Source organism: Flavobacterium sp. W20_MBD1_R3, from assembly GCF_052119725.1.
Classification (GTDB): domain Bacteria; phylum Bacteroidota; class Bacteroidia; order Flavobacteriales; family Flavobacteriaceae; genus Flavobacterium.
The window spans coordinates 329520-341971 of record NZ_JBGQOR010000003.1 but is presented as its reverse complement, the minus strand read 5'-3'; the positions used below and the strand labels follow the sequence as shown (position 1 = coordinate 341971).

At 35.1% G+C, this 12452-nt stretch carries 9 protein-coding genes; 2 read left to right on the top strand and 7 right to left on the bottom strand.

The genetic code is table 11. The features are described 5' to 3' along the window. Positions 1 to 2 precede the first annotated feature (2 nt). From ACEN2F_RS07415 to trmD, 6 genes are all read right to left on the bottom strand, one after another. A complete protein-coding gene (locus ACEN2F_RS07415) occupies positions 3 to 665 on the bottom strand; it encodes a thiamine diphosphokinase (RefSeq protein ID WP_441737510.1) in 663 nt (220 codons plus the stop codon). Positions 666 to 878: 213 nt separating this feature from the next. After that, positions 879 to 1700 carry a DUF4249 domain-containing protein gene (locus ACEN2F_RS07410; RefSeq protein ID WP_441737508.1) on the bottom strand — a complete coding sequence of 274 codons (822 nt, stop codon included), beginning with the start codon at positions 1698 to 1700 and terminating at the stop codon, positions 879 to 881. A gap of 40 nt (positions 1701 to 1740) precedes the next feature. Beyond that, entirely contained in the window at positions 1741 to 4122 is a 2382-nt protein-coding gene (locus ACEN2F_RS07405; protein WP_441737506.1) for a TonB-dependent receptor, read from the bottom strand. Between the two features lie 144 nt (positions 4123 to 4266). Continuing rightward, positions 4267 to 5490 carry an isocitrate dehydrogenase (NADP(+)) gene (locus tag ACEN2F_RS07400; protein WP_441737504.1) on the bottom strand — a complete coding sequence of 408 codons (1224 nt, stop codon included), beginning with the start codon at positions 5488 to 5490 and terminating at the stop codon, positions 4267 to 4269. 269 nt (positions 5491 to 5759) lie between these two features. Further along, complete coding sequence (rplS, locus tag ACEN2F_RS07395; protein ID WP_126454599.1) at positions 5760 to 6110, bottom strand: 50S ribosomal protein L19; 351 nt, start codon at positions 6108 to 6110, stop codon at positions 5760 to 5762. A gap of 171 nt (positions 6111 to 6281) precedes the next feature. Further along, entirely contained in the window at positions 6282 to 6959 is a 678-nt protein-coding gene (gene trmD / locus ACEN2F_RS07390) for a tRNA (guanosine(37)-N1)-methyltransferase TrmD (protein WP_441737503.1), read from the bottom strand. 672 nt (positions 6960 to 7631) lie between these two features. Here trmD and ACEN2F_RS07385 point away from each other — a divergent pair. Together ACEN2F_RS07385 and ACEN2F_RS07380 are read left to right on the top strand one after the other, a co-directional pair. Next, positions 7632 to 8168: a lipocalin family protein gene (locus ACEN2F_RS07385; RefSeq protein ID WP_441737501.1), complete on the top strand. Its 537-nt coding sequence runs from the start codon at positions 7632 to 7634 to the stop codon at positions 8166 to 8168. Between the two features lie 310 nt (positions 8169 to 8478). Continuing rightward, positions 8479 to 9654 (top strand): MFS transporter, encoded by a 1176-nt coding sequence (locus ACEN2F_RS07380; RefSeq protein ID WP_441737499.1) that lies wholly within the window; start codon positions 8479 to 8481, stop codon positions 9652 to 9654. Between the two features lie 99 nt (positions 9655 to 9753). Here ACEN2F_RS07380 and ACEN2F_RS07375 read toward each other — a convergent pair whose 3' ends face one another. Next, positions 9754 to 12273 (bottom strand): M14 family zinc carboxypeptidase, encoded by a 2520-nt coding sequence (locus ACEN2F_RS07375; protein WP_441737497.1) that lies wholly within the window; start codon positions 12271 to 12273, stop codon positions 9754 to 9756. Positions 12274 to 12452 lie beyond the last annotated feature (179 nt).

Sequence of the window (12452 nt, the reverse complement as noted above, 5' to 3'; positions counted from 1 at the left end):
TGCTAATCCAGACATTCCATCATCAGTAAATCGCCGTCGTTATGTTCTATTGTTACGATGCCGTCTTTGATGACATGATTGCTACTTCCTGTTCTGTAACCAATAGTCAGACTATCATCTTTTAATGGGTAATGTAAATTATCAGAATGTATTCCTGTAACATGACCAACAGGAATTAATGAAATAGGAGTATTTGCTGTATACCATTTTTCGAATTTCTTGGGTAGTAAAAATACTTTAGAATGATCGTCCAGAATAACAATTTTTAATAAATTCCGGTAGCGGGTGATATTGGTCAAATTAGTAATTGTGTGGTCAGCTCTGCGTCCGGTTGCCCAAATTACATTTACAGCAGGAATTTTTCTTTCAATTAAATAGTCAAAAGCCTTTTCTAAATCGGTTTTATTTTGGTCTGGTGCATGAATAATTTCGATTGGGTATTGTGATGTTTTATAAATTTCAGGATCAAACCCTCTATCGAAATCTCCTAAAAGCACATCGACTTTAATGTCTAATTCCATGACGCGAACCATAGCAGAATCTAATACAACGACAAGTGGTGACCATTCCAGTAATTGACCTAATAGTTCTGGGTTGCAGGAAGCGCCATTGGCAATGATTAAAGCAGGTTCTTGGTCATCGCGAACGATATGATGTGAAGACATGATAGGTTATGAATTATAAATTTTGCTGTAAAAATAGATAAAAGTTCTCGTTTTATTTCTTGTGTATTAGCCCAGATGGCAATGTAAACCAAAACAAGTTGTAAACTTTAGTTTTCCGTCAGTAGAAGAGCGACCAAAGGAAGCTCCTTATACGGACTGGAAAACTGTTTAGAACCTGTTTTGGTTGCAATGAACAGCTGGATTAGCTCCTAATTATTCGATAGTATAATTTTTAACATCAACTTCACTGAGCGAGAAATATCCTAAAGGATAATTTGCCGCATCTGTGGCGTTGACAATGTTTCCTCTTACGGTTGCCGGTGGAGATTGGAAAGGCCCACCGCCATTATTACCTGCAATACTTACTAAAACGCTCATGTAATTGTAGTAGGCTTTCGAAATTCCAAAGTGGCTCACTTCAATTTTATCGTCTTTTTTTAAATCATCATTTTGCGAGATGCTAAAGAATTCGTTTCCGTTGAAGAACTCATCTTGGTCTACATAAAAATTAGATTTTACTTGGTTCGAATACACATATTTATAAAGATAATAATTAGGTTCATCGGCAGGATCTTGGTAAAATGTTTTAATTTCGACGTCAGTTCCAGTGAAACCACCTTCGTTATTTTGTACAATTTTTGTTATTGGCGTAACAGGTTTTAATGTTTCAGTTGCCGTGTAAGTACTACCGTTACTGACAATGGTTAAAATGTACGTTTCATTGTATACCGGAATAAAAGTAGAGCAAGTATATTCACCTGTGTTTTGAATTTCAGAAAAATTGAAAACTACATTAGCACTATTTTTTATGAAAACTGTAGCTCCGGAAACTTTTGGTATTTCAGTACTGTAAAAACCGGTTGTAGTGGTAAGTTTTATTTTTTGTTGATTTCCTGTAGTTCCTTTTTGCCAATTAATTGCTGCTTCAATAACCAGTTTTGGGGGTGCATTGTCTAGATCTACTTCGATTACATCTTCACAGCTTATCGAGAAGAGGGACATAAAAAGTACCAGATATAGTGTTGTTTTTTTCATGATTTCATGTTTTTATTTGTGCTCTTATCGAACGCTACCATTAAAATTTAAAGTTATAACTCACTGCTGGAACAACCCCGAAAATCGAAGTTTTTACAGCTTCGTTGCTGCCAGTATCTATATTTTGTCTAAAATTGATGGAAGCGGCATTTTTCCGATTGTATAAATTGTAAATACTAAAAACCCATTCCCCTTTCCATTGGCGATCTTTATTGCTTTTTGGTGTCAATGTAGCTGCAATATCTAGGTGATGGTAGGAAGGAAGTCTATTTTCATTTCGTAGTCCATAACTGGGTACATTGATTCCTAAATAATCATATTGTCCCACGGGATAGGTCACCGGTTGTCCGGTTTGTAGGGCAAAATTAGCTCCAAAAGACCATTTTTCATTCAAGTTATAAGAGGACGTTATAGCAATATTATGCAGTTTATCATATACGGAATTGTACCATTGGCCGTTGTTTATCCCAGTTTCTAGTGGTGTTCTTCCGGGAGTTTGCTGCTCTGATTTGGATAAGGTGTAGGAAATCCAGCCGTTAAATTTCCCTTCGTTTTTTCGGAACATGATTTCTAAACCGTAGGATCTTAATTGTCCATTCAGGATAATTTGTTCAATGGCTTTGTTGGCAATCAAATCAGCACCGTCAATATAATCTAGTCGATTTTGCACTTCTTTATAATAGGTTTCTACTTCAAGAGAATACATGTCGTTTTCAAAATTTTTAAAATAACCTAATGCTACTTGATCTGCAATTTGAGGTTTGATAAAACGATCGCTTGGTGTCCAAACATCAAGTGGAGTAGGTGATGAGGTATTCGAAATTAGTTGAAGATACTGTACCATTCTGTTATAACTCGCTTTTATGGATTGGTCATCATTGATTTGGTACGCCAATGAAAAACGAGGTTCTAAGTAATTATAACTTTGCATGACTTTGTTCTTGTTGTAAAACTTGCTGCCAATAGGAGTTGCTTTTTCATAAATCTGTAACTCGGAATTGAACGTTACAGGATTGTCATTTTCATAAATATTTACTGTAGATTGTCCCAAGCGGTAGAACATGCTATAACGTAATCCGTAGGAAAGGGCTATTTTATCTGATATTTCATGATCAGCATTAATATAAAGTGCCGGTTCAAAAGCATATTTTCTATCCAATTGGGCGAAATTTATTCCCGAATCTGAGTTAGAGGGTTTGATAGTTCCCGGATTAAACTCGTAATAAATTCCATTTACTCCATAATTTAATTTAAATCGATCTGAAATATAATTCTTGAAATCGTATTTTATATTGTAATTCTTGATTCCAGAATCCCATTTGAAACCTACAAAATCCAAATCTAAACCGTAATAATAATCGCTATAAATCAGTGATAGATTCGAAAATAATTTTTCAGAAAACAAGTGATTCCATCGCAGGTTCACGGTTGCATTTCCATAAATATTGGTAAAGCTTTTATTTAAACTAAAAACATCGCGGCCAAAATAACCCGATAAATAAAGGCTGTTGTTTGTATCTAATTTATAACTCAACTTAGTATTCAAATCATAAAAATAGGCCTTGTTATCTTTTTGCTCTTCGGAAAGTTTTAAAAATAGATGTGCGTAAGAACTTCTTCCGCCAATGAGAAAAGAACCTTTGTCTTTTACTAGTGGTCCTTCGGCCAAAATCCTACTTGAAATTAATCCGATTCCTCCATTGACATGAAAACTTTTACTGTTACCGTCTTTTTGATAAATATCTAAAACAGAAGAGGCTCTCCCTCCATAACGAGCTGGAATTCCGCCTTTGTACAGCTTTAAATCTTTGATGGCATCCGGATTAAAAACGGAGAAAAACCCAAAAACATGTGATGAATTAAAGATAGTAGCCTCGTCTAGTAAAATCAAATTCTGGTCCGCACCGCCACCACGAACATTGAATCCTGAAGCCCCTTCGCCAGCATTAGTGACGCCGGGAAGTAATAAAATGGATTTTAAAACATCAACTTCACCTAGGACTACCGGCATTTTCTTGATGGCTGAAATAGAGAGTTTGTTGACGCTCATTTCGGGTTTTTTGATATCTATTTTTGTTTTATTATCCGTAATAATAACCTCTTTCAAAGCGGTTTCATTACTGAATAAATTGAAATTGTTTTTTACGTTTTGGTTTAGATTGATTGACTCCTCCATTGTTTGAAATCCCAAATAGCTAATTTGTATGCTATAGATTCCTTTTGGGACAGTGATGGAGTAAAATCCATACTCATTGGTAGTTACGCCGGTTTTGAGTGCAGGAATTACAACATTGACACCTATTAAAGTTTCATTGCTGTTGGCATCAATAATAGTTCCGCTTAGCGTAAATTTTTCCTGGGAGAAGCCCGAGAATGAGAATAGTAATACAACTAAAAAGGTAATGATTTTCTTTGGAGTCATTGTTTATATTTTATCGAAATGAAAAAAAGCAAAGTACATTAAATAGAATAGCATTTGTCATATAACAACTGTTAAGGTATTGCTAAGGTAAAAAAAAAAGACAACCGTTTAGGGTTGTCTTTATTCTATAATCTAGAAAAATAATTAAACTAGTTTAGCATCTAAATTTTCTTTTATTGCTGCTAAGAAAGCTTCGGTAGTAAGATAATCTGCGGCAGTTAATCCTTCTGATTTTACTAACATCGCTAAATCTTTAGTCATTTTTCCGCTTTCAACTGTATCAATACATACTTGTTCTAGCGTATGACAAAAATCAATTAATGCTTGGTTTTCATCAAGTTTACCTCTGTGTTCCAATCCTCTTGTCCATGCAAAAATAGAGGCAATTGGGTTAGTGGAAGTTGCTTTTCCTTGTTGATGTTGTCTGTAGTGGCGTGTTACTGTTCCGTGAGCTGCTTCTGCTTCTACTGTTTTTCCATCAGGTGTTACCAGTACTGAAGTCATCAGTCCTAATGACCCAAAACCTTGTGCAACGGTATCTGACTGAACATCACCATCATAATTTTTACAAGCCCAAACAAATCGACCACTCCATTTCATTACAGATGCAACCATGTCATCGATCAAACGGTGCTCGTAGGTAATTCCTGCTTCAACGAATTTTGCTTTGTAAGTGGACTGATATACTTCTTCAAAAATATCTTTGAAACGTCCGTCATAAGCTTTCAAAATAGTGTTTTTTGTAGAAAGATACAAAGGCCATTTTTTTGTCAATGCCATTTGGAAAGAGGAATGTGCAAAACCATAAATACTTTCGTCCGTATTATACATTGCCATTGCAACTCCGTCTCCGTTATAATCGTATACTTCCCAAGTTTGAGTTTCTCCTTCTTCAGGAACAAAAGTCATCGTTAGTTTTCCTTTTCCTTTAATGACAGTATCTGTCGCTTTGTATTGGTCTCCAAAAGCATGACGGCCAATAACGATAGGTTGTGTCCATCCTGGAACTAATCGAGGAACATTTTTCATGATAATTGGTTCACGAAAAACGGTTCCGCCTACAATATTACGGATGGTTCCGTTTGGAGATTTCCACATTTTTTTTAGACCAAATTCCGTAACGCGGTCTTCATCTGGGGTAATGGTGGCACATTTAATACCAACATTGTATTTTTTTATTGCTTCAGCAGAATCAATAGTGATTTGGTCATTTGTAGCATCTCTGCTTTCCATTCCTAAATCGTAATATTTAATGTCTAAATCTAAATAAGGAAGAATTAATTTTTCTTTAATAAAAGACCAAATAATTCGTGTCATTTCATCGCCATCCAATTCAACCACTGGATTGACTACTTTAATTTTTGTCATAATGTATTGATATATGTAATTCTTGTTTTTAAAAGTGTCCACAAATGTAATAAAACGTTATCGTAAAAGAAAATTCGTTTTCATTTGTTTAAAATGAATTGTCAGATTGTTGTTTTAATATGGTCATAATAAGAATATGAGAAAAATAGTCCTTATTTGTTGTCAAAAAAAAGCCGATAAGGGCCCTGTAATAGTACTGAATTACTTGACTTTAAGCCAAAAAAAAAGTCCTAACATTGTCAGGACTTTTATGATAAAGAGATATTTGACTATCTTCTTTTGTCTTTAATTTTAGCTTTTTTACCGGTAAGTTCTCTAAAGTAGAAAATTCTAGCTCTACGAACTGCTCCTTTTTTGTTGATTTCAACTTTTTGTAAAGCAGGTAAGTTTACTGGAAAGATACGTTCTACCCCAATAGCACCCGACATTTTACGAATTGTAAAAGTTTCTGTATTAGCAGAACCTCTTCTTTGAATAACAACTCCTTTAAAAAACTGAGTTCTGGTTTTTTCACCCTCTCTAATTTCGTAGTAAACAGTAATTGTATCTCCAGCTGCAAAAACAGGGAAATCTTTTCTTGTTACGAATTCGTCTTGAACGAATTTCATTAAATCTGCCATGATAATTTTTTTAATTATGGTTGTATCAAATCAACATTCACGGATCTCGCCAGAGGTTGAATTAATCTGGGCGCAAAAGTAAATAAAAAAGTTTAAAGTTTAAAGTTTTTCTCGTTTAAAGTTCAGAAGTTCTTGAATGCCAACTTTAAACCTTAAACTTTAAACAAATTTTTAATCTTCCAGTAAATCAGGTCTTCTATTCTTAGTATGTTCGTACGCCATATCTTCACGCCACTTGTCAATTTTAGCAAAGTTTCCGCTGGTCAGCACCTCCGGAACTTTCCATCCTTTGTAATCTGCAGGACGGGTATATATGGGGCCTGACAATAATCCATCCTGAAAACTATCCGTCAATGCTGAAGTTTCATCACTTAGAACTCCTGGAATTAATCGGATTAATGCATCTGATAATACTAGTGCTCCTAATTCACCACCACTCAAAACGTAATCACCAATTGATATTTCTTTGGTAACAAAATGATCGCGAACGCGTTGATCTACCCCTTTATAATGGCCGCAAAGGATAATGATATTTTGATACATAGACATTGTATTTGCCATTTTCTGGTTCAAAGTTTCCCCGTCTGGCGACATATAAATGATTTCGTCGTAGGTCCTTTCGCTTTTCAAATGCGTAATGCAGGCGTCAATAGGCTGCACCGTCATTACCATTCCAGCACCACCACCGTACGGATAATCATCAACACTTTTTTGTCGGTTGGTTGTATAATCCCGTAAATTATGAAAATGTACTTCCACTATACCTTTGTCAATAGCACGTTTCATGATCGATGCCTCAAAAGGACTTCGCAATAATTCTGGTAGAACGGTAACGATATCAATACGCATAATTTTAAATCTTAGTTTGAAAGATGCAAAGGTACAAAGATGCTGAGGTTTTCAAATATGCAATTAATCAATTCAAGCATTAAACTTTTATTTAGGAGCTATTTCCAGCTTTACACTCTATCTTTCCTTGCTTAAAGAAAGCAAGAAAAGGATACCGTTTCAATCTGGGCTGGGCTTTTTCCGAATCGCGAAATTTAGAAAAACCAACAAAAATTTCTTTGATAGCGTGCTTTTCATATTAATTAAGCAATAAGAATAAAACAATGTTGCCTTTTTTTACCATATAAGTCATGTAAGTTTAAGTTTAGATTGTGTTAGCCTTATGTAACTTAAACAATAATAAGGTCATTTAAGGTTTAATTCTTATATGACTTATATGTTAAATATTATTTCACTCATTTTTTAGTATGACATTAAATACGTCCAACTATTTAAACCCGATTTATGATCCAAATAGTGTGCTTTTTTCTTTTAATATGATAGGTTGTCAAACATACAAATGATGCCAAAAGAAATAGTAGGAAAATAAATTGCGATTGCCAAAAACAAATGTTGCTCACAACAAGCAGAAGTCGGTTTTGTGTCGGAGTTGTTAAAACAAGTCCTAAAGTATTCTAAATTGTGTTGATTTAGAGTTTTTTAATGTTGAATTTTGATCCTCAAAGATAGATCATGAAAAAGAAAATTCAGGCTCTAGGAAGTCTAACACTGCTCTCGGTAACACTATTCGCAATCAATTCTTGTAGCTCTGCACCCAAAGGATTACAGGTTGTTCAAAATTTTAATAAAGAAAAATATTTAGGAAGCTGGTACGAAATTGCGCGACTTGACTTTGTTTTTGAAAAAAACTTAAACAACACTACTGCAGAATATTCACAAAATAAAGATGGAAGTATAAAAGTGATCAATCGAGGATACAATTTTTTAAAGAACAAATATGTAACCGCTACGGGCAAGGTGAAGTTTGCAGGAGATACAAACAACGGCAAATTGAAAGTGTCCTTTTTTGGTCCTTTTTATTCTGGATACAATATTGTAGCTCTTGATTCTGATTACAAATATGCGTTGATTGCAGGACAAAATCTAAAATGTCTTTGGCTTCTTTCACGAGAAAAATCAATGCCTCAAAATATAAAAGAAGCTTATTTGAAAACAGCCAAACAGCTTGGTTACGATGTTTCTCAACTCATTTGGGTACAACACGATTAATTCTCTACATTCTACAGCATTGCTCTAAACGGTATTTTGGCAGCAAAAGATATATGAAATCCATACAATTTAGTACATGTTTAGTCTGGTTTTAAAAATTTTTACTACGAATTTTACCAATTAATTCATACTATTTTGTCAAACTTGAAGCAAATAAGTAAATGATACCTCCGCAAATATTATAAGGTTGCTGTTAAAAGTGCGAACTTTTACTGGATTGTGTTTGCTTGATCTTGAAAATCGTATAGGATAGAAGGAGAAAAATATGTTTTTTAGTTTTTCGTAAAAAGTAGAGTAGTATTTTTGTCGCATGAATTTACCCAAATCGAGTGTTTTATTTATGGCTGCCTGTACGGGACTTATTGTAGCCAACTTATATTATTGTCAACCCCTAATTATTCTAATTGCAGCTGAATTTCAAATTCCCGAAACAGATTCTGGCACAATAACCTATTTTACACAAGCCGGCTACGCCATTGGGCTTTTTTTTATGGTTCCTCTTGGTGATAAAATTGAGCGCAAAAAACAAATTCTAATCACCACGTTTGCCTCCGTAATTGCATTGCTTATTGCAGCTACTGCGCAAAGTTTTTTAATATTAAAAATTGCGTCACTGTTAATCGGGATTACTTCCATTGTGCCGCAATTGATTTTGCCTTTAGCGGCCTCTTTAAGCAAGCCCGAAGAACGGGGCAAAGTAGTCGGTACAATTATGAGTGGTTTGCTTGTAGGTATTTTATTATCCAGAACTCTAAGCGGATTTATTGGCAATCTGTTGGGTTGGCGTGCCATGTTTTGGATAGCCGCCGGAATATGTCTTTTTATCTTTTTTGTGATCTACAAACAATTCCCCTACAACAAACCCGTTTTTCAAGGGACTTATGGTCAGTTAATTCAATCACTTTTTTCTTTGATAAAAACGCAACCGTTATTGCGGGAAGCAACCCTTATGAATGTATTTTGCTTTGCTCAATTTGGAGCTTTTTGGACTACAATGGTCTTGCTGCTTTCTGATGATCCCTTTAATTTTAACAGTGCAACAATAGGTCTTTTTGGAGTGGTAGGTGCTTCTGGTGCCTTAGCAGCTCCATTGGTAGGGAAAATAGGAGACAAAGGCAGTTCTAGAGTTGTTGTTGGATATGGCAGTTTATTAATGTTAATCAGTTTTGTAATTTTTTATTTTTCGGGACAAAGTGTTTTCGGAATAATCATAGGCATTATCTGTATTGATATTGGTTTACAAAGTGTTCATATTTCAAATCAAACACGAGTATATTCAATACTTCCTGAGGCACGCAATCGCATGAATACCGTTTATATGTCATTTAGTTTTTTAGGAACTGCGGCAGGTTCAGCTTATGGTTTGATGTTATGGAAATATGGAGGCTGGCATGCGGTTACTTTAGGATGTATTGTCCTATCCTTATTAGCATTGAGCGTTTATGCTGTTACTTACAAACGCAAATCCAAAGAGCAAAAAGTTTAAATGAAGTAAACAATAGCAAAAAAAGCGCAAAGTATTTCGACCTTGCGCTTTTCTTTTAGGATATTTTAAATGCTTTTTAAATAAAAAAGAATAGTTGTGTTACATTAGTTTGCCAAAGAAAACAGCATTCCAAAACAATTTTTCTGTTCCCAGCCAGAAGGCTCTAAAATTGGTGTTGTCTGTAAAAACTAAAATAGCTCCGTCTCCTTTTCTAAAAGCTTGAAACGGCACAGTTTCTTTTAATAATTCCAGTTTTGATTTCGAAATGTAACCGCTTAGCAAAGGGTTTTTTGTGTATTGTATTGGATTGCTAAAGCTGTTTTTATTGGGTTCAATAAATATTGAGGAATTTCTGAAAATGGGCATTGTACTTCGAGGCATTCCATAATTAATGGGATGTGACAAGTCTAATTTAGTTTCAAATATAGCTCCGCCAATTTCTTGTGCGCCCCTGAAGTCAGCGGTTTGCTCAAATGAAATCTCTTGAGCTTCATTTTTGTTAGCTTTAAAAGTTACCTCAATTAATTTGTTGTCATTGAGCCATTTAATAGCGTCTTGATACGCAATTAATGTCCCTCCGCCTAGCGTCCATTGTTCTATTTTAGTCGCAGTGGCTGCTGAAAGGCCACTGTAATTTCCATTGACCATGATCAAAGTCGTATAACCGCTTAGATTTACTCGTTGTAGTTGTTCCATGTCTATTTTAGTCAACGGAATAGCCGTTTTTTGATCAAATAAATGCCATAATTCTCCAGCGTCTGATGGATCAACACCGCGTCCCACAATCATAGCTACTTTTGGTATGGTAAGATTTACTAGATTGGGATTTCCTAAATTGGCACCATCAGTAAAACCGGTTTCCACTGCGGTAACAGCAATAGCGTACTCTGGTATGATTTGGCTCAGGAGGGTATAAATTTCATCGGAACTCATCGTCTGATTTTGCACGGGTACTAACAAACTCCCATAGGAAAAAGTTTTTCCGTTGTGAACAAATGGTTTTTTAGTAGTTTTTATGCGCAGTCCTTTGGACTGCAATTGGTATAAAAGTTTGGGAGCATTGTAGTCAGTCCATTCGATCAGGTATCCCACCTCACTTTTTTGATTTACCAATCCGGGTTTCAATACATTTTCGTACCGCGCTCCAGCCTGTGAAAGGGAATTCATCGCTTCAAAATTTAAATTGAAAGCCAAATCAAAATTCCATGCTGAAATGTCATAAAAGATGCTGTCTTTAAACTTAGTTTGTCTATCAAAAATAGCATGTATCAGCTTTGAGTTTTTTTGTTCCAAAGGTATTATAACACTCAAATCTTTACTAAATTTCTTTTTGTTGATTGTGACATCTTCTTTTAATTGTACCATTTCAATTTTATGCTGACTAAGAATTTTAGCTAGTTCTTTAACTTTAGTGGCATCTTTTTCGTCCCCAAAAACATAGCCTTTTACTTTATCTTTTTTACTTTCGGCACTGGAATTAGTGAAAAAATCGCGCTGGTATTCTAGCAACTCTTTTCGCATTTCATACGAAGCCTGTAATGATGACAAGCTGGTTGTAAATTGATTTTTGATGGTAAAGGGAAACGTGATTATTCCGTTGACACTTTGTTGAGCATGTCCTCTTGAACTCGCTTGTTCAAATAAAATACCGATACCGCCATTGATGTCTGGATAGGTAGAGCCTTTGCCGTAATAAAAGTCATCAAAACCCTCTTCGACATAATAAAAACTGCCAATTTTATCCAATGCTTTTGCATGATAGCCTGCAATTTTTTTAGTAAGTTTTTGATTTAATTCTGGAGTGAGCGGGTTGGTGCGGCTTTGCACTCCCGGCTGAAAAAAGTAGGTCGAATTAGTTCCCATTTCATGAAAATCACACAATACATTAGGCATCCATTTTCTAAAAGTTCTAATGCGTGCCTGACTTTCCGGAAGTTGAACAGGAAGCCAATCTCTGTTCATATCAAACCAATAATGATTAAATCGTCCCCCTGGCCAAGCTTCGTTAAATTCACGGTCATTGGGATCGGTTACTAGATTTTTACTTTTATGGCTGTTTACCCAAGTAGAAAAACGATGTAATCCATCTGGATTTAGACTAGGATCCAATAAAATGATCGTAGTATCAAGCATTTTTTTTAATTCAGGACTTTCTGAAGCTGCAAGATAATAGGCCAATGCAATTGCGGCTCCGGTTCCGCTGGACTCATTTCCATGAATGGAATAGCCTAAATAAATCACAATTGGCAAGTCGGATACGTCTGCTGATTTGGTGTTTGAATCTGTTAAAGCAAGGTGTTTTTTATTAATTTCATCTAGTTTTGCTAAGTTTTCAGGGCTTGAAATCGTAAGTAATTGTAAAGGACGATTTTCATAAGTATATCCCGTTGTTTCTAGATGTACCCGGTCAGAAGTTTTTGCAATGGCTTCCATAAAACGAATTACTTGATTGTGATCCGAGTGCATTTCTCCCAATTCAAAATTAAAAATACTTTTAGGAGTTGGGATACTTGTGTTGTAAGTTTCATTTTGCGGCAAAAAATAGGATAATGGTTCCGGCCGCTGTTGCGCATTGATGATCAAGCTAAAAAAAAATAATAGGTGATAAATTGATTTCATAGATAAGTAGGTTTTTAGTAGTAACGCAATAAAAGGATGATTTGAAGTCCAATTGTATGAGCAATGCTTCAAATATTAGTGTTAAATGACTTCCAGCAAGATTTTTACAGTCAAAAAATGGAAGAAATTTCAATATGATTTATCAAATGTAACGTTTTAGTGAATAGGTTCAAATAAAT